The 20,191-nt window shown below is 70.7% G+C and carries 20 protein-coding genes; 9 read left to right on the top strand and 11 right to left on the bottom strand.

The features are described 5' to 3' along the window. Positions 1-465: 465 nt before the first annotated feature. Both CLV46_RS02815 and CLV46_RS02810 read right to left on the bottom strand, forming a co-directional pair. On the bottom strand, positions 466-1,185 hold the full coding sequence (locus CLV46_RS02815) for a cyclase family protein (protein WP_100363382.1): 720 nt from the start codon (positions 1,183-1,185) through the stop codon (positions 466-468). Continuing rightward, positions 1,175-2,476, bottom strand: a complete 1,302-nt coding sequence (locus tag CLV46_RS02810) for an APC family permease (protein ID WP_245866453.1) — start codon at positions 2,474-2,476, stop codon at positions 1,175-1,177. Before CLV46_RS02810 ends, CLV46_RS02815 begins: the two co-directional genes overlap by 11 nt. A gap of 125 nt (positions 2,477-2,601) precedes the next feature. Here CLV46_RS02810 and CLV46_RS02805 point away from each other — a divergent pair, with 125 nt between their 5' ends. Beyond that, a complete protein-coding gene (locus tag CLV46_RS02805; protein ID WP_100365851.1) occupies positions 2,602-3,591 on the top strand; it encodes a PHP domain-containing protein in 990 nt (329 codons plus the stop codon). A 6-nt stretch (positions 3,592-3,597) separates the two neighbouring features. Here the strand turns inward: CLV46_RS02805 and CLV46_RS02800 are convergent, their stop codons facing one another. After that, entirely contained in the window at positions 3,598-3,975 is a 378-nt protein-coding gene (locus CLV46_RS02800; RefSeq protein WP_100363381.1) for an ArsR/SmtB family transcription factor, read from the bottom strand. Positions 3,976-4,028: 53 nt separating this feature from the next. Between CLV46_RS02800 and CLV46_RS02795 the strand changes: the two genes are divergently transcribed. Together CLV46_RS02795 and CLV46_RS02790 are read left to right on the top strand one after the other, a co-directional pair. After that, on the top strand, positions 4,029-5,339 hold the full coding sequence (locus CLV46_RS02795; protein WP_100365850.1) for an FAD-dependent oxidoreductase: 1,311 nt from the start codon (positions 4,029-4,031) through the stop codon (positions 5,337-5,339). 64 nt (positions 5,340-5,403) lie between these two features. Next, the gene (locus CLV46_RS02790; RefSeq protein ID WP_100363380.1) at positions 5,404-5,808 is read left to right on the top strand and encodes an arsenate reductase ArsC; all 405 of its coding nucleotides are present in this window, start codon (positions 5,404-5,406) and stop codon (positions 5,806-5,808) included. Here CLV46_RS02790 and CLV46_RS02785 read toward each other — a convergent pair. Beyond that, complete coding sequence (locus CLV46_RS02785) at positions 5,805-6,962, bottom strand: Cmx/CmrA family chloramphenicol efflux MFS transporter (RefSeq protein WP_100363379.1); 1,158 nt, start codon at positions 6,960-6,962, stop codon at positions 5,805-5,807. The genes CLV46_RS02790 and CLV46_RS02785 overlap by 4 nt on opposite strands. Positions 6,963-7,324: 362 nt before the next feature. Here CLV46_RS02785 and CLV46_RS02780 point away from each other — a divergent pair, with 362 nt between their 5' ends. After that, a complete protein-coding gene (locus tag CLV46_RS02780) occupies positions 7,325-7,594 on the top strand; it encodes a GlsB/YeaQ/YmgE family stress response membrane protein (RefSeq protein ID WP_100363378.1) in 270 nt (89 codons plus the stop codon). Between the two features lie 68 nt (positions 7,595-7,662). Here the strand turns inward: CLV46_RS02780 and CLV46_RS02775 are convergent, their stop codons facing one another. From CLV46_RS02775 to CLV46_RS02755, 5 genes are all read right to left on the bottom strand, one after another. Then, the gene (locus CLV46_RS02775; RefSeq protein WP_157802201.1) at positions 7,663-8,280 is read right to left on the bottom strand and encodes an alpha/beta hydrolase; all 618 of its coding nucleotides are present in this window, start codon (positions 8,278-8,280) and stop codon (positions 7,663-7,665) included. 49 nt (positions 8,281-8,329) lie between these two features. Beyond that, positions 8,330-8,719 carry a VOC family protein gene (locus tag CLV46_RS02770; RefSeq protein WP_100363376.1) on the bottom strand — a complete coding sequence of 130 codons (390 nt, stop codon included), beginning with the start codon at positions 8,717-8,719 and terminating at the stop codon, positions 8,330-8,332. Continuing rightward, positions 8,716-9,018 carry an ArsR/SmtB family transcription factor gene (locus CLV46_RS02765; protein ID WP_100363375.1) on the bottom strand — a complete coding sequence of 101 codons (303 nt, stop codon included), beginning with the start codon at positions 9,016-9,018 and terminating at the stop codon, positions 8,716-8,718. The genes CLV46_RS02770 and CLV46_RS02765 overlap by 4 nt, the downstream gene beginning before the upstream one ends. A gap of 120 nt (positions 9,019-9,138) precedes the next feature. Further along, positions 9,139-10,296, bottom strand: a complete 1,158-nt coding sequence (locus CLV46_RS02760) for a cystathionine gamma-synthase (RefSeq protein WP_100363374.1) — start codon at positions 10,294-10,296, stop codon at positions 9,139-9,141. 13 nt (positions 10,297-10,309) lie between these two features. Beyond that, positions 10,310-11,674: a cystathionine beta-synthase gene (locus CLV46_RS02755; protein WP_100363373.1), complete on the bottom strand. Its 1,365-nt coding sequence runs from the start codon at positions 11,672-11,674 to the stop codon at positions 10,310-10,312. A 138-nt stretch (positions 11,675-11,812) separates the two neighbouring features. Between CLV46_RS02755 and CLV46_RS02750 the strand changes: the two genes are divergently transcribed. The 3 genes from CLV46_RS02750 to CLV46_RS02740 are packed head-to-tail and all read left to right on the top strand — an operon-like array spanning position 11,813 to position 14,017. Beyond that, positions 11,813-12,469, top strand: a complete 657-nt coding sequence (locus CLV46_RS02750) for a thioredoxin-like domain-containing protein (protein WP_100363372.1) — start codon at positions 11,813-11,815, stop codon at positions 12,467-12,469. After that, positions 12,450-13,163: a DUF305 domain-containing protein gene (locus CLV46_RS02745; RefSeq protein ID WP_245866451.1), complete on the top strand. Its 714-nt coding sequence runs from the start codon at positions 12,450-12,452 to the stop codon at positions 13,161-13,163. The genes CLV46_RS02750 and CLV46_RS02745 overlap by 20 nt, the downstream gene beginning before the upstream one ends. Positions 13,164-13,213: 50 nt before the next feature. Further along, positions 13,214-14,017 carry a TrmH family RNA methyltransferase gene (locus CLV46_RS02740; RefSeq protein WP_100363371.1) on the top strand — a complete coding sequence of 268 codons (804 nt, stop codon included), beginning with the start codon at positions 13,214-13,216 and terminating at the stop codon, positions 14,015-14,017. A 14-nt stretch (positions 14,018-14,031) separates the two neighbouring features. On the opposite strand, the gene CLV46_RS02735 is transcribed toward CLV46_RS02740, so the two are convergent. Both CLV46_RS02735 and ggt read right to left on the bottom strand, forming a co-directional pair. After that, entirely contained in the window at positions 14,032-15,900 is a 1,869-nt protein-coding gene (locus CLV46_RS02735; RefSeq protein ID WP_100363370.1) for an ABC transporter ATP-binding protein, read from the bottom strand. Positions 15,901-16,041: 141 nt separating this feature from the next. Continuing rightward, on the bottom strand, positions 16,042-17,895 hold the full coding sequence (ggt, locus tag CLV46_RS02730; RefSeq protein ID WP_211282132.1) for a gamma-glutamyltransferase: 1,854 nt from the start codon (positions 17,893-17,895) through the stop codon (positions 16,042-16,044). Positions 17,896-18,109: 214 nt separating this feature from the next. On the opposite strand from ggt, the gene CLV46_RS02725 reads away from it, so the two are divergent. Beyond that, positions 18,110-19,114, top strand: a complete 1,005-nt coding sequence (locus CLV46_RS02725; RefSeq protein ID WP_100363369.1) for a Gfo/Idh/MocA family protein — start codon at positions 18,110-18,112, stop codon at positions 19,112-19,114. Positions 19,115-19,162: 48 nt separating this feature from the next. Continuing rightward, the gene (locus tag CLV46_RS02720) at positions 19,163-20,188 is read left to right on the top strand and encodes a Gfo/Idh/MocA family protein (RefSeq protein ID WP_100363368.1); all 1,026 of its coding nucleotides are present in this window, start codon (positions 19,163-19,165) and stop codon (positions 20,186-20,188) included. Positions 20,189-20,191: the final 3 nt, after the last annotated feature.

The following is a 20,191-nucleotide window of genomic DNA, read 5'->3' as shown; positions in this document are numbered from 1 at the left end:
CGAGGTAATTTGGCATTGACTTAGTGCACGCTGTTGAGTTCTCAAGGATCGGGCGCGCCTGCCGCTTCACCGCTTCCGGTTCCGCTTCAGGGCAACTGTCCTAACTTATCCCATTCGGTTCTGCCTGTCAAATCCGACTGGCGATCCAGATCCGGTGGGCACGCCTGTTCACTCGCCGTTTCCGGCTCGTTCTTCAGGGGTGGAGTCCCTACCGTATCTCATTGGATTCGCTTGTCAAATCGACCTGCGCTCCCGGTTTCCCGGGATCCGAATGGATTGTCCATCCTAAGCGCTGGGACGCATTCCTTCAAGAGGATCTGCGCCATTCGGCTTGAGGAGGTTGGTCCCGCTTGAGGCCGGGGAGCTCTTCCGCTCTCCCGCACCTTTGGGGTGACGAGTAAGAACATTACGTGGCGATCCGGGAACGGGCAAATGGAGCTCGCATCCCGGGCGTGTCGCCCGGAATCATGCGGATCGGGCTCCGTCGGCGTCCTCGTCGACGATCGCGAACGCGCGCACCGGGAAGGTGCCGAATCCTTCGACGGCGGGCGGTGCCGCGGTGAACCGCGCCCCGCTCGCCGGCAGCTCCTCGAGCCGGGTGAGGTGCTCGACCACGTGGATGCCGGCGGCGAGTAGCCCGGAGTGAGCGGGGCGCTCTCCCCCGCTCTCGGTGTCGTCGATGTTCAGCGAATCGATCCCGACGAGCGCCGCCCCCTCTGCGACGAGGTACTCGACCGCGTCGGTCGCGAGGAACGGCGCCCCGTGTGCGTACTCCGGCGTGCCGAAGTGCCGGTCCCATCCGGTGTGGATGAGCACAGCGGCGCCCCGCACGTCCCGGTCGAGGAAGACCTCCGCCGGTACGCCGCGCTCGGGCGGATCGGGCATGTGCACCACCTCGGCGCGCAGGTCGACGAGGCTCGCGAGCTCGAGTCCCGCGAGGTCCGGGCCGCCGGCGTAGCGGTGGTACGGGCTGTCGAGGTAGGTGCCCGTGTTGCCGATCATGTGGATCACGTCCATCGCGAATTCCGTCCCGGGCGCGTACCTGGCCCGGGAGTCCTCCCGGGTGAGGTGCGGCGTGATCGTCGGTTCCGGCAGGCCCGGATAGGTGACCAGCCCGGCGCGGATGCGATGGCTGAGGTCGACGACGCGGCGGCCGGCGGATGCGGCGGGAGTCTCAGCGGGCATGCCGCCTCCTTCGGACGAGGGTGACCACCACGGCCGCGAGGGCCAGCAGTGCGGGGACGATCATGTTGGCGCCGGCGAGCACGACGAGGCCCGCGACGAGCACGAGCGAGACGACCGCGAGCCACCAGCCGACACTCCAGCGCTCGAGCAACCTCACGGCGGCGAGCATGCCGAGCGCGTAGACCGCCACCATGCTGCTCGTGTGCACGAGGATGAACGGCGTCAGGTCGAGGCCGCCGGCGACGCAGAGCGACAGGTAGCAGGCGTCGATGACCGCCACGACGAGGAGCGCGCGCCGGGGCACTGCGCCGGCCTCCGCTCCACGGCCGATCCAGCGCGGCAGGTGCCCGTCGCGGCCGAGTGAGGCGCCGAGTTTCGCGAAGGCCGGCAGGTAGGCGTTGAGCACCCCGACCGAGACCACGACGGCGATCCCCGCCACGACGGTCGAGGCGTACCCGGGCGCGGACGCCCCGACGAGATCGAGCAGCGCGACGGGACTGTCTCCCGCGGACTCGCCGAGCACGCCGACGGTGGCGATTTGCAGGGCGAGGTACGACGCCCCCACCACGATGATCGCGATGGCGGTCGCCCACGGGATCGTCCGGCGTGGTCGGCGGAATTCGCCCGCGATGTGGGTGACCGCCTCCCACCCGGCGAAGGCCCAGACGAAGAGGCTGATCGCGGCTCCCACACCGCCCCACCCGTGCGGCAGGAAGGGTTCGAAGTTGCGCTCGCGCACCTCTCCCGCGGCGAACGACATCACGCCGATCACGACGAAGACGAGGATGCCGGTGAGCACGAGCTGCACCGATCCGGAGACCCGCACCCCGAACGCGTTCGCGATGAGGGGCGGCACGAAGATGAGCACGGTGGCCAGCACGACGTGCCACCGTTCCCCGCCGAGCACGCTCACCAGGTACTCGGCCCCGAGCAGGCCGACGACGGGTGCGCCTGCGCCGACACCGAAGAAGAACCAGTAGCCGGACATCCGCGCGGCGGTGTCACCGAGCGCGAGCCGCACGAACGTCGCGACGCCTCCGGCGTCGGGATACCGCGACGCGAGTGCCGCGAACGTGCCGGCGAGCGGGATCGACAGCAGCAGCACCGCCGCGACGGCCACGACCGACGCGGGCCCCGCAGCCTCTGCGGCGAGCGCCGGCAGCGTGAGGATGCCCGTTCCCAGCACGGCGGCCACGTACAGCGCAGAGGCCTGCACGAGTCCGATGCGACCGTCGTCCCCGTGCGGATCCGCCACCGGGGGGACGATCGCGATCGGGGACGTGGATGCCATGGTGTTCATGATGGCGTGGCCGTACGACACCGACCATCGCGTTCCGGCCACCGCGCGCCGGAAAGGTGCCAGTGAGGAGCACACGCCCCCGCCTACGGCGACGACCTCGCGCGAGAATGGGCGGCATGGATCCGCTCGACGCGCTGACCGAGATAGCCTTCCTGCTCGAACGCGAACGGTCGTCGCGCTACAAGTCGAAGGCGTTCCGCACCGCGGGCGACGTGCTCGCCGGACTCCCGCCCGAGCACATCGCCGATCCCGTGCGACTCAAGCACACCAAGGGCATCGGCGACACGACGTACCGCGTGATCCGGGAGGCCCTCGAGGGCGACGTGCCGCAGTACCTGGCCGATCTGCGGGAGAAGTCCGGCGGGGCTCCCCGCAGCACCCTCCGCGCCGCGCTCAAGGGCGACCTCCACTGCCACAGCGAGTGGTCGGACGGCCTCACCCCGATCGAGCTCATGGTCGACAGCGCGCGCCGACTCGGACACGAGTACCTCGCCTTGACCGACCACTCCCCCCGGCTGAGGGTGGCCAACGGGCTCTCCGCGGAGCGTCTGGAGCAGCAGCTCGAGGTCGTCGCCGGGCTCGGCGGCGACGGCATCCGCCTGCTCTCCGGCATCGAGGTCGACATCCTCGACGACGGCGCCCTCGATCAGACGCCCGAGCTGCTCGGGCGTCTCGACGTCGTTGTCGCGAGCGTGCATTCGAAGCTCAAGATGGAGCCGCGCGAGATGACGAGGCGGATGATCCGCGCCGTCTCCGATCCCCACACCGACGTGCTCGGGCACATCACCGGTCGATTGGTCGAGGGATCGCGCGGCACACGTCCGGGAGCCACGTTCGATGCGGAGGCCGTGTTCGCGGCGTGCGCGGAGCACGGTGTCGCGGTCGAGGTGAATTCGCGACCGGAGCGGCAGGATCCGCCGGACGAGCTCATCAAGCTGGCGCTCGATGCCGGATGCCTGTTCAGCATCGACAGCGACGCGCACGCCCCCGGCCAGTTGAGCCTGCTCGACTACGGCGCCGAGCGCGCCGAGGCGAACGGCATCCCGCCTGAGCGCATCGTGACCACGTGGCCCGTCGAGCGGCTGCTCGAGTGGACGGGACGCTGACCGGCGTCAGACCGCGATGAGCGACGCCGTGACGGCGTCGAGGGCGCCGGGGATGAGCCGGTAGTAGGCCCAGGTGCCCTGCTTGCGGCGGGCGAGGTAGCCGGCGTCGGTGAGCACCTTGAGGTGATGCGAGACGGTCGGCTGGCTGAGCCCGAGCGGGTCGGTGAGGTCGCAGACGCACGCCTCCCGCCCCTCGGAGGCGGCGACGATCGACATCAGCCGCAGCCGCACCGGGTCGGCGATCGCCTTCAGTCGACGCGCGAGCCGTTCCGCTTCCTCGACCGAGAGCGCGTCGCGGGTCGGGGTCGAGCAGCAGGCGTCGGTGCGCGCGTCGTCGACCATCGGCAGGAGTGTCACGGGTCGAGCGTACCCGAATATTGACATCCGTCGATATATCCGTCACTGTTCCATCGAAGCCCATCGATGAAGGAGTGGCCGTGAGCCTGGTGGAGAGTCGGATCGCGTCGACGATCGGCGAGCAGGTGGACCCGCTCCCGGTCGCCATCATCGGTGCCGGACCGATCGGGTTGGCCGCGGCGGCGCACCTCGCCGCCCGCGACCGCCCGTTCGTCGTGTTCGAGGCGGGCGCCACCGTCGGGTCGAGCGTGCTCGAGTGGGGCCACGTGCGCTTGTTCTCCCCGTGGCGGATGCTCATCGACCCGGTCGTCGCCGATCTCCTCGCGCCCACCGGATGGGTGACCCCCGACGCCGATGCGCTCCCGACCGGTCGTGAACTCGTCGAGCGGATGCTCGAACCGCTTGCCGCGCTCCCGGGCATCGCCCCGCACATCCGCGTGCGCACGGCGGTCACCGCCGTCACCCGACGGGGCATGGACCGCACCCGCTCGACCGGGCGTTCGGACGTGCCGTTCGTGCTGCGCGTCCGCGGCGACGACGGCGACGTCGAATTCGTCGCACGCGCGGTGATCGACGCATCCGGAACGTGGCGGACGCCCAACACCCTCGGCTCCTCCGGACTCGACCCTCTCGGCCTGGAGCGGGTGCGCGACCGCGTCTCCCCTGCGCTCCCCGATGTGCTCGGGCGCGATCGTGCGGCGTTCGCCGGCGGTCATATCGTGGTGGCGGGCGCCGGTCATTCGGCGGCGAACACCCTGCTCGCACTCGCGGAGCTCGCCCGACAGGAGCCCGGCACCCGGGTGAGCTGGCTCATCCGCAACCGCTCGGCCGTGCGGGTCACGACCGCCGCCGACGACGCCCTCTCCGCGCGCTCGGCGCTCGGGTCGCGGGTCGATCGGCTCGTCACGGACGGCCGCATCCGACTGGTGGACGGTTTCGAGATCCTCCGCCTCGAGGAGGACGACGAGCGGATGCGCATCGTCGGGTACCGCAATGGCCTCGTCGAGGATCTCGTGGCGGACCGGCTCGTGAACGCCACCGGCTTCCGGCCCGCGCTCGACCTGCTGCGCGAGATCCGGCTCGACCTCGACGAGGTCGTCGAAGCGCCGAGACGCCTAGCCCCGCTGATCGACCCGAACGTGCACACGTGCGGCACGGTGGAACCGCACGGGTTCGCCGAGCTGCGGCATCCGGAAGCCGACTTCTTCATCGCGGGCATGAAGAGCTACGGTCGCGCCCCCACGTTCCTGCTGGCGACAGGATTCGAGCAGGTGCGATCGATCGTCGCCCATCTCGACGGCGACGCCGCCGCGGCGCGCGAGGTACGGCTGAGCCTCCCCGCGACCGGCGTGTGTTCCACCGGGTCGGCCGTCGAGGAGTGCTGCTCGTGAATCCCGCCGTACACATCCATGAGGTACCGTCCGGTGCCATCCACCCCACCCTCGAGGAGTCGCCGTGAGCGAGAAGCCCACCGTCCTGTTCGTCTGCGTGCACAACGCGGGCCGCTCGCAGATGGCCGCCGGTTACCTGCGGGCGCTCGCCGGGGACCGCGTCGAGGTGCTGTCCGCCGGGTCGGAGCCCAAGGACCAGATCAACCCCGTCGCCGTCGAGGCGATGGCGGAGGAGGGCATCGACATCGCGGGGCAGACGCCCAAGGTGCTGACGGTCGACGCAGTGCGTGAGTCGGATGCGGTGATCACGATGGGCTGCGGCGACGCGTGCCCGGTGTTCCCGGGCAAGCGCTACGAGGACTGGGAGCTCGAGGACCCCGCGGGCAAGGACCTCGACACGGTCCGGCGCGTGCGCGACGACATCCGGAACCGCGTCGAGGCCCTCATCGCGGAGTTGCTCCCGGCCTAGCGCAACGCCTCGGTGGGGAACAGCGCCCGACGTCCGAGCGCGATGAGGAGCAGCGCGACGGCGGCGAGCGCCGCGGACGCGGCGAGCGGGCCCGAACCGGGTACGGCCGCGAACGCGATCCCGCCCAGCACCGGACCTGCGGCAGCGCCGATGTTCAACGCCACCGTCGCCGTGGCCCCGCTCAACGTCGGCGCGCCCGACGCGAGAGACATGATGCGCGCGATGAGCGCGCCGCCGGTGGCGAATCCCGCGGCGCCCTGAGTCACCGCGAGGGCGATCACGAGCACCGGCGAGTGCGCGGCCGACGCGAACGCGACCCAGCCGAGGAACGCGAGCGCTCCGCCGACCGCGACGAGTCGGGCCGGATGGGCGTCCGCGATGCGCCCCGCCGCACCCACGCCGAGGAACGCCCCGATCCCGAAGGCGGCGAGGACGAGCGGCACGGCTCCGGCCGGCATGGCCGCCGATCCCGTGACGACCGGCGCGAGGTAGGTGAAGCCGCAGAAGGTCGCACCGTTGACGAGCGCGGTCACGGTGACCGCCAGCATCACCCGCGGTCGACGCAGCGCACGCCACTCGTCCGTCAGGGCGACGCGGCCGTGCGACGTCGCGCGCACCGGCGCGGCGACGGCGACGGCCACGAGCGCAGGAACGCACAGCACGACGACACCCCATAGCGCCGAACGCCATCCCAGCGCGACACCCAGCGCGGCCCCGCCCGGCACCCCGGCGACGAGCGCGAGCGTCGTGCCGGCCAGCACCACCGAGAGCGCTCGCGCGGTCGCGGCGGGAGTGACGAGCGCCGACACGGTCGACAGCGTCACCGCGAGGAAGCCGGCATTCGCGACCGCGGCGACCACCCGGGTGACGAGCAGCACGTCGAAGTCGTTCGTGGTGGCCCCGACGATGTGGGCGATGATGAAGAGCAGGAGAAGGCCTGTCCATGCTCGGCGAGGCGGCCATCGACGGGCGATCACGGCCATGACCGGCGCTCCGGCGAGGATGCCGACGGCGAACGACGAGGTGAGCAGACCGGCGTGCGGCACGGTCACTCCGAGCTCGTCGGCGATCGGGGCGAGCAGGCCCGCGAACATGAACTCGGATGTGCCCTGCGCGAAGACCGCGACGGAGAGCAGGTAGATGACGAATGGCATGGATGAGCTCCGGGAAGTGGATGGTCGATGTCGGCATGGGCCGACACGGCAGCACTCCGCGCGTCACGATCCGTCCAGTCGTGGACGGGCGCTCTCGCGCCTGATGATGTCGGGGCTACCGGACGGCCGGCAGCCCGAGCGTGGATGCTTCGGGGGAACTCACCCCAGCACCCTACCGACGAGAGGCAGCCGAACGCCCGCCGCGAGAAGCGGAACAAGCGGATGACAGGGCGGGTGCGGCCGATTCTCGAGAATCTCCGCGTTTCCTGAATGTCGGATGCAGAAGTGGTGCGCGCCCGCTGGGTGCTGCTTCACTAGCGCCGCGGGTCGAAAGCCGGCCCGCGAGAACGGGAGACACGACCATGGGAATTATCGGTTGGATCGTCCTCGGCCTGCTGGCCGGCGCGATCGCGAAGGCCATTCTGCCCGGCCGGCAGGGCGGCGGATGGCTCATCACGCTGCTGCTCGGCATCGTCGGAGCGCTTCTCGGCGGCTTCATCGGTAGCGCCCTCTTCCAGGTCGACCTGGGCGGGTTCTTCGACCTTCGCACGTGGTTGCTCGCCATCGGCGGCTCGCTCATCGTGCTGTTGATCTACGGCCTCGTCACGAAGAACCGTCGCACCGCCCGCTAGGCGGCGACAGCTTCACACACGAAGGCGCGGACCGCTCGGTCCGCGCCTTCGTCGCGTTCCGGTGCGCCTCAGGACGCCTCGGGCAGCAGGAACGGCGTGAGGAAAGCGAGCGCGTCCTCGAGCATCCGGTCGTCCATGACGTGCCCGATGTCCGGATAGCGGGCGAAGCTGGTCGCGCAATGGTCGCGCAGCCATGCCTCGGAACGACCCCGGAGGCGGGCATCGACGACGTCGTCCACGTCGCCGAAAGCGGAGAACACCGGGGGCCGGATCCGCGCGACGCCGGAGTGCGCCCGACCCTCCCAGACGAATCCGCTCACCTCGGCGACCGCCTCCACCCGGGTGGGCGCCGTGCGCAGCAGGTGCACCGCGGTCGCGCCGCCCTGCGAGAATCCGAGCAGCGCCGCCCGGGATGCGGGGGTCCGGTCGAGCCATTCCAGGACGCCGCGCACGGCTGCCGTCGCGCCGGCGACACCCTCGCGGGGGTACTCGGTCCAGCACCACCTGTCCCGCAGTGGCGTAGGACCGCGCAACGACGCGGCCGTCACGCCCTGCGGCACCCGGTCGAAGAACGGCTCGAAGTCGTACTCGTTGCCGCCGTAGCCATGCAGCATGACCAGCAGCGGTCCGCCATCCGGCTTGCGGGACCACAGGATCGCCGACTCGTCGAGGGGCTTCACGCGCATCCGCATCGCCTCCCTCGGTCGCTTCCAGGCTAGGCGGTGGAGTGCCGATTCAGGAGGCCATGCTCGCGATCTGGATGAGGTTGCCGCACGTGTCGTCGAGCACCGCGGCGGTGAAGGGACCGCTCGACACCGGTTCCTGCACGAAGGTGACGCCGAGGGCGCGGAGCCGCTCGTACTCCGCGTTCACGTCGTCGACCCCGAATGAGGCGAACGGGATGCCGTCGGCGACGAGCGCGTCCTTGAACGGCGGTACCGCGGGGTGGTCGCTCGGCTCGAGCACGAGTTGCGTGCCGTCGGGCGCGTCCGGCGCCACGACGGTGATCCAGCGGTGCTCCCCCGCCGGGAAGTCGCTCGCGAGCTGGAAGCCGAGCGTGCCGGTGTAGAAGTCGAGCGCCTTCTGCTGGTCGTCGACGAAAACGCTCGTGGTGGTGATTCTCATGGGGTGTCGCCTTTCGGTGGGGCCGCGGGATCGCGCGGCGGCCAACGGCGCGCGATCTGCTGAAGCGGGGTGACATCGAGGTGGTGGAACTTGTACCGACCCCGACGCTCGCTGCGCACGAGTCCGGCCGCCTCGAGCACGTCGAGGTGCTGAGAGACGGCCTGACGCGACGACTGGATGCCGTGCTTGCCGATCAGGCGCGTGCACAGCTCGAAGAGGGTCTGCGGATCGTGCTCGGCGAGTTCGTCGAGGATGACGCGACGGGTCTCGTCGGCGAGCGCCTTGAAGAGGTCCGTCATGCGTTCACGATAGGCAAGTGACGGCTTGCATGTCAAGACGCTTCGACGAGCTCGGCGACCGTTCCCTGAGCCTGTCGAAGGGAACCGGGCCGGGCGCTTCGACAGGCTCAGCGACCGTGGTCAGCGCGGAAGGCGCTCCAACGCCTGCTCGAGGTCGGCGACGAGGTCGTCGACGTGCTCGATGCCGACCGACAACCGCACCACGTCGGCGGGCACCTCGAGTTCGGTGCCGCGCACCGACGCGTGGGTCATCTCCGACGGGTACCCGATGAGCGACTCGACGCCGCCGAGCGACTCGGCCAACTGGAACACCTCGGTCGACTCGACGAATCGACGTGCCGCCTCGGCGCCACCCTCGATCGCGAGGGAGAGCATCCCACCGAATCCGCTCATCTGCCTGGCCGCGATCTCGTGGCCGGGGTGGTCGACGAGGCCCGGGTAGTACACGTGGCGCACCGCCGGATGCGCGGCCAGGCGTTCGGCGATGACCTGCGCGTTGGCGGAGTGCTGTCGCATCCGCACGCCGAGCGTCTTGATGCCGCGGGTGGTGAGCCACGCGTCGAGCGGACCGGAGATCGCGCCGACCGCGAACTGCAGGAACGCGATCTGCTCGCCGAGCTCCTCGTCGTTCGTGACCACGGCGCCGCCGACGACGTCGGTGTGCCCGCCGAGGTACTTCGTGGTGGAGTGCACCACCGCGTCGGCGCCGAGGGAGAGCGGCTGCTGCAGGGCCGGCGAGGCGAACGTGTTGTCGACGACGACGGTCGCCCCGACCTCGTGGCCGATCGCGGCGAGCGTCGCGATGTCGGTGATCTTCATGAGCGGGTTGCTCGGCGTCTCGATCCACAGCACGTCGGTCTTGCCGGGCCGGATGACACGGCGCACCGCGTCGACGTCGCTCATGTCGACGGTCTCGAGCTCGACGCCCCACGGCACGTGCACGCGGTTCACGAGTCGATGCGTACCGCCGTAGACGTCGTTGCCCATCACGATGTGCGAGCCGGGCGAGAGCGTCGCGCGTAGCAGCGCGTCCTCCGCCGCGAGTCCCGAGGCGAAGCTCAGCGCCCGGGAGCCGCCCTCGAGCGCGGCGAGCTGCTCCTGCAGCGACGTGCGCGTCGGGTTGCCGGCGCGGGCGTACTCGTAGCCGCCGCGCAGCCCGCCGACGCCGTCTTGCACGAACGTCGAGGTCAGGTAGACCGGCGGCACGATCGCGCCGGTCGTCGGATCGAACTCCTGCCCGGCGTGCAACGCACGGGTGTCGAAGTGGTGGTGCGTCATGAGGGAGGTGGTCCTATTCGGAGACGAAGGAGAGAAGGTCGTGGCGGGTGAGCACGCCCGCCGGTTTGCCGTCGGCGACGACGAGCAGGGCGTCGGCGGAGCCGAGCGCTGCGCGGGCGGCGTCGAGCGATTCATGCACGCCGATCCGGCCGAACGGCGGGGCGACGAAGGCGCCCACCGCATCCGTCATCTTCGCGTCGCCGGTGAAGACGCTCTCGACGAGCGAGCGCTCATCCACCGAACCGACGACCTCGCCCATGACGACGGGGGGTTCGGCGGAGAGCACCGGCAGCTGCGAGACGCCGTACTCGGTCATGATCCGGATGACGTCGCGCACGGTGTCGGAGGGATGCGCATGCACGAGCTCGGGCAGCTGCCCGGTCTTCGCGCGCAGCACGTCGCCGACGGTGCGCTCGCCCGCGGCGTCGAGGAACCCGTAGGAGCGCATCCAGGCGTCGTTGAAGACCTTGCCGAGGTACCCGCGGCCCCCGTCGGGGAAGAGCACGACGAGCACGTCGTCGGCGGTGAGCTTCTCCGCGGCCTTGAGGGCGGATGCGAGGGCCATGCCGCTCGATCCGCCGACCAGCAGGCCCTCTTCGCGGGCCAGTCGCCGGGTGAGGGCGAACGCCTCCGCGTCGGAGGCGGCGATCACCTCGTCGACGACGGAGGGGTCGTAGGCGCTCGGCCAGAAGTCCTCCCCCACGCCTTCGACGAGGTACGGGCGACCGGTGCCGCCGGAGTACACGGACCCCTCGGGGTCGGCACCGATGATGCGCACCGCGCCGTCGGACACCTCCTTGAGGTACCGGCCGACCCCGGTGATGGTGCCGCCCGTGCCGACGCCGGCGACGAAGTGGGTGATGCGCCCGTCGGTGTCGCGCCAGATCTCGGGACCCGTCGTCTCGTAGTGGCTGCGCGGACCGTTCGGGTTCGAGTACTGGTCGGGCTTGAACGCCCCCGGGATCTCGCGGGCGAGCCGGTCGCTCACGCTGTAGTACGACTCCGCGCTGTCCGGCGCGACCGCGGTCGGGGTCACCACGACCTCCGCACCGTACGCGGTGAGCACGTTGCGCTTGTCCTCCCCGACCTTGTCGGGCACGACGAAGATGCAGCGGTAGCCGCGCTGCTGCGCCACGAGGGCGAGCCCGACGCCGGTGTTGCCGCTCGTGGGTTCCACGATCGTGCCGCCCGGCTTGAGCTTGCCCTCCCGTTCGGCCGCCTCGATGATCCGCGTGGCGATGCGGTCCTTCGACGATCCGCCGGGGTTCAGGTATTCGAGCTTGGCGAGGATGGTGGGCGCGTAGCCCTCGACCACCCGGTTGAGCTTCACCAGCGGGGTGTCGCCCACCAGGTCGATCACGGACTCCGCGTACTTCATGCAGCGAGGCTAACAGCGCGGTCCCGAGCGTTACGCGGGCGCGATCGGCGCCTCCGCTGAACCATCGGCCCATCCGCTTCGTATACCTTCAGGGGGTCGCCCGCCCTGTGGAACGAGGGCGCAGGAGAGGAATCCCGGATGCCGGACGCGAGGACGAAGCCCACGGTCAAGCAGGCGCGCGAAGCAGCGCGCGCCGCGAAGGTCGAGGAGCTCAAGCGCAAGCAGGCGCGAGAGAAGCGCAACCGCCTCCTCACCGCGGTGATCGCGTCGGTGGCGGGACTCGCGGTGGTCGGCACGATCATCACCGTGGTCGTGGTCAACGGCCAGCGGGTCGCACCGGAGGACATCGAGATCGAGGGCCTCGACACGATCACGATCGGCAGCTATCTGCACACCGACGAGCCGATCGAGTACGACCTCACCCCGCCGGCCGGTGGCGATCACGCCTACGCCTGGCTCAACTGCGGCGTCTACGAGCAGCCGGTGCCCGCCGAGAACGCCGTGCACTCGCTCGAGCACGGGGCCGTGTGGATCAGCTACGACCCCGCCGAGGTCGACGCCGCGGGCGTGCAGCAGCTGCGGGATGCGATGCCCGACACGTACGCGATCCTCGCGCCGCTCGAGGACGCCCCGGCGCCGGTCGTGCTGACCGCGTGGGGGCAGCAGCTCCACGTCGAGGCCACCGACGACGAGCGGATCGAGCAGTTCATCCGCAAGTTCTGGCGGTCGAAGGACGTGCCGGAACCGAACGCCGTGTGCACGGGCGCGATCGACGGTGCCGGCAAGGTCGCCTGACCGGTCGGGCGACACGCCCGAGCCGGCCGCCGCGACGAGCGACGGCGCACGCGAGGTGAGTCCGCGCGCGATCGTCGCGGCCGTCGCGACCGTGGTGATCCTGCTCCTGCTCGCCTTCGTCGCAGGGCGCGCGAGCGCCCCGGCGGCGAGGCCTCCGTCGGACACGAGCGCGGAGGCGGGATTCGCGCGCGACATGCAGACGCACCACCTGCAGGGGGTGGAGCTCGCGCTCCTCGTCCGCGACCGCACCGACGACCCCACGGTGCGCCTGCTCGCGACCGACATGATCACCGCGCAGTCGGGCCAGGCGGGCCAGCTCTACGGACTGCTCGTCGAGTGGGGGCTCGACCAGGCCCCGTCCGAGCCGTCGATGACCTGGATGACGCGTCCCGCATCCGATGGACCGGGCGCGCACGGCGCCGGACACGAGACCCACGAGCCGGGCGCTCCGATGCCGGGACTGGCGGCACCCGCGCAGCTCGCCGAGCTCACCGCCGCCGACGGCCCGGCCGCCGACCGCCTCTTCTTCGAGCTCATGATCGACCACCACGCGGGCGGCGTCGAGATGGCGCGGGCCGTGCTCGCGCGCAGCGACCAGCCGTCGGTGCGCACCATCGCGCGCGGCATCATCGCGGCGCAGGAGAGCGAGATCGCGCTCATGGAAGACCTGCTGCACAAGCTCGACGCGCGCTGACCCCCTATCGTCGTAGGGTCCCGGATGCCGCTCCGGGCGGGGAGGATGCCGTGCGGATCACGACGCGCAACGCGCGATTCCAGCAGTGGGAGTCGTACCTCGGCAACCGCACGAAACGCACGCGCGCCGGGGTGTTCCTCGTGCAGGGCGTGCGCCCCATCTCGCTCGCCCTCGACGCGGGCTGGCCGATCGACACGGTCATCCACCGGGTCGGCGCCCTCTCGGAATGGGCGAACGGCGTGCTCGACCGGGCCCCGCGCGACGCCGACCGGGTCGCGATGAGCGAGGAGCTCATGCGTGAACTCGGTGAGAAGGATGCCGGCGCCCCTGAGGTGCTGCTCGTCGCCACACAGCGGCATCCGTCGCTCGACGACCTCGAGCTCGCGGACGATGCCCTCGTGGTCGTCGCGGACCGGTCGTCGTCTCCGGGCAACCTCGGCACGCTCATCCGCTCGGCCGACGCGTTCGGCGCGGCCGCCGTCGTCACGACCGGGCACGCCGCCGACCCCTACGACCCGCAGTGCGTGCGGGCGACGACCGGTTCCCTCTTCGGCATCCCCGTCGTGCAGGCCGAGAGCGCCGAGGCGGTGCTCGCCTGGCGCGACCGGCGGGAGAGCAGGCTCACCGTCGTCGGGCTCGACGAACGCGGCGACCGCGACCTGTTCGACGCGGACCTGCGATCCGGCACCGTGCTCGTGGTCGGCAATGAGACGCGCGGCATGAGCCGCGCCTGGCCCGACGGGTGCGACGTGATCGCCCGCATCCCGATCGGTGGATCCGCGAGCTCGTTGAGCGCCCCGTCCGCCGGAACGGTCGCGCTGTACGAGGCGAGCCGGCAGCGCCTGGGGCGCTGACCGGCCCGCCCCGATCAGGCGGTGGCGGCGCGCTGCTCGGCGTAGAGACCCGCGTACACGCCGCCCGCCGCGACGAGTTCCCCGTGGGTGCCCCGCTCGACGATGCGCCCACGATCGACGACGAAGATCTCGTCGGCGTCGAGGATCGTCGACAGCCGGTGGGCGATCGCGATCGTCGTCCGTCCGCGCGACGCGGAGTCGAGGGCCCCCTGCACGATGCGTTCCGACACCGTGTCGAGCGCACTCGTCGCCTCGTCGAGGATCAGCACCGGCGGATCCTTCAGCAGCACGCGCGCGATCGCGATCCGCTGCTTCTCGCCGCCACTCAAGCGGTAGCCCCGCTCGCCGACCACCGTGTCGTAGCCGTCGGGGAACCGCGCGATGGTGTCGTGGATGTTCGCCGCGCGCGCGGCCGCCTCCAGTTCGGCATCCGTCGCGTCCGTCTTCGCGTACCGGAGGTTCTCAGCGATCGTCGCGTGGAAGAGGTAGGTCTCCTGGCTGACGATGCCGATGTGCCGCACGAGTTCGTCCTGCTCGAGCTCGCGCACGTCGGTGCCGGCGAACAGCACCCGACCGCCGCCCACCTCGTGGAACCGCGGGATGAGGTACGAGACGGTCGTCTTGCCGGCACCCGAGGGTCCCACGAAGGCGACGAACCGGCCTCGCTCGACCGTGAACGACACATCGTCGAGAGTCGGTGCGGAGTCCTCCGGGGCGTCGGGGTAGCGGAAGGTGACGTGGTCGAACTCGACCCGACCCAGCGCATCCGCATCGATGGTGCCGGCGCGGGCGCGGTCGGTGATCGCGGGGCGGAGGTCGAGGTACTCGAAGATGCGGGCGAACAGGGCGCCGGAGGTCTGCAGGTCGAGGGCGACGCGCATGAGTCCCATGAGCGGGAAGGTGAGCCGCGCCTGCACCGTCGTGAAGGCGACGATCGTGCCCGCGGTCACATCCACCCCGCCGGCGATGAGGTACGCCGAGGCCAGGTAGACGATGGCCGGGATCACCGAGAGGAAGACGTTGACGATCGCGAAGAACCACTGACCGCTCATCTGCTGGCTGACCTGCAGCCGGATCTGCCGCTGATTCTCGTCGGCGTAGCGCTGCACCTCGGAGCCCTGCCGGTTGAAGCTCTTGGCAAGCAGGATGCCGCTCACGCTCAGCGCCTCCTGCGTGATCGCGGTCATCTCGCTCAGCGACTCCTGCGTCTTCGTCGCGATGCGCGCGCGCACCTGACCGACGCGGCGCTGCGCGATCACGAGCACCGGGAGCAGCACGATCGCCACGAGGGTGAGCTGCCAGCTGAGCACGAGCATCGACACGAACGCGGCGATGACGGTGACCGTGTTGCCGATGACGCTCGAGATGGTGTTGCTGAGCACGCCGGCGACCCCGCCGACGTCGTTCTGCAGCCGCGACTGGATGACGCCCGTCTTCGTGCGCGTGAAGAAGCCGAGCTCCATGCGCTGCAGGTGCTCGAACAGGCGCACGCGCAGGGCACCCATCACCTTGTTGCCCACGGTCGCCGTGAGGTACGTCTGGCCGACATTGAGGCCCGCCGAGACGACCCACAGTCCGATCATGATGAGCACGATCTCGGTCAGTACGGGCACGTTCGGCCCGCCGGGCGGGAACAGCCCCTCGTCGAACGCCCGCTGCGTCAGCAGAGGCGGCAGCACCCCGAGACCTGCCGAGATCAGCACCAACACGATCGTGATCGTGAGCGCGGTGCGGTGGGGGCGGAACAGCTCTCCGATGCGGCGCATCAGGTGCGGGATGCGCGGCGCCGACGCGTTCTCCGCGCGTTGCGCCGCGGTGTCGCCGCTGCTGACGCGGGTGCGCGGCTTGCCGTATTGGCCCACCTGTCCGCGCATCCCGCTCATTCCGTGAACAGTAGCGCCCGCCGGGTGTGCGTCCGCCCCGCGTCCGCGACGGGCGAACGGAGGCGGTCGTACGCCTCGGCGCCAGTTGCAGGAGGTGGCGCCGGCCGCGACCGGCGCCGTCGCCTGAAAGTGGCGCCGCGATCAGCGTTCGGGTCGCACCACGAGTCCGGCGCCGCCGCCGCGACGTTCCGGCTCGGCGGCCGCGACCAGGCGACCGGAACGTTCGACCTCGACACCGGCCACCGCTCCGATCTCGGCCGCCGACGTCAATGCGTCGCCGGACGGCACGAACTCGTGACCGAACGGTTCCAGGAGTGGTGCGACCTGGTCCATGTACGCGGGCTCCGCAATGGTGGTGGGGGTATTCCGTTGCGACGACCGCGGCATCTCGATGGCCATCGGCAGCGGCATGGCGAAATCGACCCAGTTCGTGATCACCTGGATGACCGTCGTGATGATGGTCGACCCACCCGGCGACCCCACGACGAGCCGGACTTCGCCGTCTTCGACGAGGATCGTGGGCGACATCGACGAACGCGGGCGCTTTAGCGGCTCGATGCGGTTCGGATCGGCGGGGTCGTAGACCGTGCTGAAGTCGGTGAGCTCGTTGTTGAGCAGGAAGCCACGGCCGGGAACCGTCATGCCGGACCCGCCGGTCTGCTCGATCGTCAACGTGTAGGCGACCGCGTTGCCCCACTTGTCGACGACCGACAGGTGCGTCGTCGACAGGTTCTCGGTGTCATCCCGCTGCTCCGCCGACGGCGCCGTGGCACAGCCCGAGCCGTCGAGCGCTCCCGGCGCGACCGGCTTGGGCGACGCCGCCGCGGAGTCGATCGTGCAGGCTCGCGAGTCGGCGAACTCCTGGCTGAGGAGGGTCTCCGTCGGCACGTCGACGAAAGCGGGGTCTCCCACGTAGGCGTTCCGGTCGGCGAACGCGCGAGCCGACGCCTCGAGGATCCGGTGCATGCTGCGCTCGAGCTCGTCGAAACCGCCGAGTTGGTAGTTGTCGAGGATGTTGAGCGCCTCACCGACCGTCGTGCCGCCCGACGACGAGGGAGCCATGCCGTACACGTCGTACCCGCGGTAGTCCACATGCGTCGGCGCCTGGTGCAGCACTTCATACGCGGCGATGTCCTCCGCGGTCAACGTGCCGGCCGGCGCGGGCAGCGGCGACGCCGGGTCCTTGCGCGGGTTCTGCACCACGTCCGCGATCTCGTCGGCGATGCGGCCCTCGTAGAACTCGTCGGTGCCCCGCAGCGCGATGAGCCCGTAGGTCTTCGCGAGATCGGTGTTGCGGAACGTCGAGCCCACCTTCGGGGCGTCACCGCCCGGCAGGAAGAGCTTCGCCGTGTCGGGGAAGGCGGCGAACCGCGCCTTGTTGTCGAGCGTCTGCTGACGGAAGGTCTCGTCGACGCGGAAGCCCTTCGCGGCGAGGGCGATCGACGGCGCGAGCAGCAGGCGCAGTGACGAGGTGCCGAAGCGCTCCGTCGCCGCCTCCCACGTGGCGAGGGTGCCCGGCACGCCGACGGAGACGCCGGACGACACGAGCTCGGGGGTGAACCGGTACGGCGCCCCGGTGGCGGGGTCGATGAAGGCGTCGGGGGTGATGCCGGCGGGGGCGGTCTCGCGACCGTCGATCGTGCTCACCTCACCCGTCGCCGCGTCGAAGTAGACGAAGTAGCCGCCCCCGCCGATCCCTGCGCTGTACGGCTCGGTCACGCCGAGAGCCGCGGCGGTCGCGACGGCCGCGTCGGCGGCGTTGCCGCCGAGTCGCAGCACCTCCACGCCGATCCGGCTGGCGAGCGGGTCGACGCTCGAGACGGCACCGCCCGACCCGTACGAGGTCGAGCGGCTCGACGTCGCGGCGGCGGCGGATGCCGGACTCGAGTTCGCGGACGGAGCGGCGGATGCCGGTGCGGCGAAGACGGAGGCGGCCATCGCGGTGGCGGCCACCCCCGCCGCGATCCTGCCGAGACGAGCGGACTGGACGACCATGACTACCCCCGAACGAGTGACAGCGCTGTGTGCTGCCGAGGGTACGCCCGGCGGCGCGTGCGGGCAACGGTTCGGCCGGAATATCCGAGGGCGATTCAGCGGCAACGTGAATCGATGCATCCGACCCCCGAATGCGCCCTAGCACTGCTCGCGGAGCAGAAGTTAGAGTGTCGTGCTTCCTGACAACGATCCCACAACGGAGGTCTTCGACCCCATGTCCTCAGTCCCTGACTCCCCCGGCATCCGAGTGGCGGTGCTCGGCTTCTGGCACGTGCACGCCGGCGATTACGCGAACGCGGTGCTCGCCCACCCCGACACGGAACTCGTCGCCGTCTGGGACGACGACCCCGAGCGCGGGCGGGCCGGAGCCGACCAGTTCGGGGTCGAGTTCGCCGCGGACCTCGACGCCCTGCTCGCCCGTGACGACATCGACGCCGTCACCGTCACGACCGCCACGCGGCCGCACCGCGACGTCATGGTCGCCGCCGCGCGAGCCGGCAAGCACATCTTCACCGAGAAGGTGCTCGCTCCGACGCTCGACGAGACGGCCGAGATCCTCGCGGCGGTCCGCGAGAACGGCGTGCAGCTCGAGGTCTCGCTCCCCCGCCTCTACGAGGCCACGACCGTGACCGCCCTGGACGCGCTCGAGCAGGGGCGACTCGGCCGCCTCACCTACGCCCGCATCCGGCTCGCCCACGACGGCGCGCTCGCCGGCTGGCTTCCGGAGCGCTTCTTCGACGAGCACGACGCCATCGGCGGCGCGCTGACCGACCTCGGGTGCCACCCGGTGTATCTCGCGCAGCGCTTCCTCGGCGCGCGGCCCGAGAGCGTGACCGCCGCGTACACGAGCGTGACCGGCCGCGCTCTCGAAGACAACGCGGTCGTGACCGCGACCTATCCGGATGGCGCGATCGCCGTGATCGAGGCCAGCAACGTCACGGTGCCGGGGGCATTCGCGTTCGAGTTGCGCGGCACGGAGGGCACGCTCCTCTTCGGATTCGGCGGCGAACGCCTGCTCGCCAAGGGCCCGCACTTCGATCCGGAGAACTGGACGGAACTGCCGCTGCTCGACGCCGCCGACGGCCCCTTCGCACGGTGGGTGCACGCCATCCGCACCGGAACGCCGGATGCCGCGAACCTCGATGCCGCCGTCGAACTCACCCGACTCGTCGTCGCCGCCAACGAGGCCGCGGCGACCGGCACGACCGTGCGCCTCTAGACCGACCCGATCCCGACACCCGATACACAGAAGGAAGATCCACCAGTCATGACCACTCGCACCATCCGCGTCGGACTCATCGGGGCCGGCGGCATCGCCGGCGCCCACGTCAATGGGTACCTCGCGAACCCGGACGTCGTCACGCTCGTCGCCGTCGCCGATCCCGTCGCCGAGAACGCCGAGCGACGCGCCGAGGCCGCCGGGGCGGAGACCTACTCCGACTACCTCGACATGATCGCGAACGCCGACATCGACGCCGTCGACATCTGTCTGCCCCACCACCTGCACAAGGATGCGATCGTCGCCGCCGCGGCGGCCGGCAAGCACATCCTGTGCGAGAAGCCGCTCTGCCTCACGCCCGAGGAGGCCGCCGAGGTCACCGAGGCGGTCGAGCGCGCCGGGGTCACGCTCATGTGCGCCCACAACCAGCTGTTCGCGCCCGCCGTCGCCAAGGCGCGGGAACTCATCGACGCGGGCGTCATCGGCCGCGTCTTCGAGGTGCGCACCACCGACAGCTTCTACAACGACTTCAACCCCGAGAACATGGGCTGGCGCGCGACCGCGAAGACGAGTGGCGGCGGCGAGCTCATCGACACCGGATACCACCCGAGCTACCTGCTCATGCACCTCGCCGGCGCGGCACCCACCGAGGTCGCGGCGATGCTCTCCACCCACCGCCTGACGTTCATGGAGGGGGAGGACTCCGCGCAGGTGCTCGTGCGCTTCGAGAACGGCGTCGTCGGCACCATCACCACGAGCTGGGCCTACACGCCGACGGCCAACACCGAACGCTTCTCCGCGGTGGGAGAACTCGGGTCCCTCTACTCCGACGGCACGACGCTGCACTACCGCGTGCGCGGTGGCGAGACGGCCACCGTGGAGCTGCCGAAGGGCGACGAGTTCGCCGCCGAGATCCGTCACTTCGCGACGAGCCTGATCGGCGGTACGCGCCCGCTGCATACCCACGTCGAGGGCATCGACGTGCTCGGGATCATCCTCGCCGCCTACGAGTCTGGGAGAAGCGGTGCCATCGCGCCGGTCGTGCGCCCCGGCGCTCTAACCTCGGCTGTATGACTC

Source organism: Diaminobutyricimonas aerilata (genome assembly GCF_002797715.1).
In the GTDB taxonomy this organism is placed as follows: Bacteria; Actinomycetota; Actinomycetes; order Actinomycetales; family Microbacteriaceae; genus Diaminobutyricimonas; species Diaminobutyricimonas aerilata.
The sequence above is the reverse complement of the archived record's forward strand: the minus strand, read 5'-3'. Positions and strand labels throughout refer to the sequence as shown.

Coding starts and splice junctions, on each gene's coding strand:
- CLV46_RS02815 (WP_100363382.1), bottom strand. CDS start 1,185: ATGCCCGCTGAGACTCCCGCCGCATCCGCCGGCCGCCGCGTCGTCGAC.
- CLV46_RS02810 (WP_245866453.1), bottom strand. CDS start 2,476: ATGGCATCCACGTCCCCGATCGCGATCGTCCCCCCGGTGGCGGATCCG.
- CLV46_RS02805 (WP_100365851.1), top strand. CDS start 2,602: ATGGATCCGCTCGACGCGCTGACCGAGATAGCCTTCCTGCTCGAACGC.
- CLV46_RS02800 (WP_100363381.1), bottom strand. CDS start 3,975: ATGTCAATATTCGGGTACGCTCGACCCGTGACACTCCTGCCGATGGTC.
- CLV46_RS02785 (WP_100363379.1), bottom strand. CDS start 6,962: ATGCCATTCGTCATCTACCTGCTCTCCGTCGCGGTCTTCGCGCAGGGC.
- CLV46_RS02780 (WP_100363378.1), top strand. CDS start 7,325: ATGGGAATTATCGGTTGGATCGTCCTCGGCCTGCTGGCCGGCGCGATC.
- CLV46_RS02775 (WP_157802201.1), bottom strand. CDS start 8,280: ATGCGCGTGAAGCCCCTCGACGAGTCGGCGATCCTGTGGTCCCGCAAG.
- CLV46_RS02770 (WP_100363376.1), bottom strand. CDS start 8,719: ATGAGAATCACCACCACGAGCGTTTTCGTCGACGACCAGCAGAAGGCG.
- CLV46_RS02765 (WP_100363375.1), bottom strand. CDS start 9,018: ATGACGGACCTCTTCAAGGCGCTCGCCGACGAGACCCGTCGCGTCATC.
- CLV46_RS02760 (WP_100363374.1), bottom strand. CDS start 10,296: ATGACGCACCACCACTTCGACACCCGTGCGTTGCACGCCGGGCAGGAG.
- CLV46_RS02755 (WP_100363373.1), bottom strand. CDS start 11,674: ATGAAGTACGCGGAGTCCGTGATCGACCTGGTGGGCGACACCCCGCTG.
- CLV46_RS02750 (WP_100363372.1), top strand. CDS start 11,813: ATGCCGGACGCGAGGACGAAGCCCACGGTCAAGCAGGCGCGCGAAGCA.
- CLV46_RS02735 (WP_100363370.1), bottom strand. CDS start 15,900: ATGAGCGGGATGCGCGGACAGGTGGGCCAATACGGCAAGCCGCGCACC.
- ggt (WP_211282132.1), bottom strand. CDS start 17,895: ATGGTCGTCCAGTCCGCTCGTCTCGGCAGGATCGCGGCGGGGGTGGCC.
- CLV46_RS02725 (WP_100363369.1), top strand. CDS start 18,110: ATGTCCTCAGTCCCTGACTCCCCCGGCATCCGAGTGGCGGTGCTCGGC.
- CLV46_RS02720 (WP_100363368.1), top strand. CDS start 19,163: ATGACCACTCGCACCATCCGCGTCGGACTCATCGGGGCCGGCGGCATC.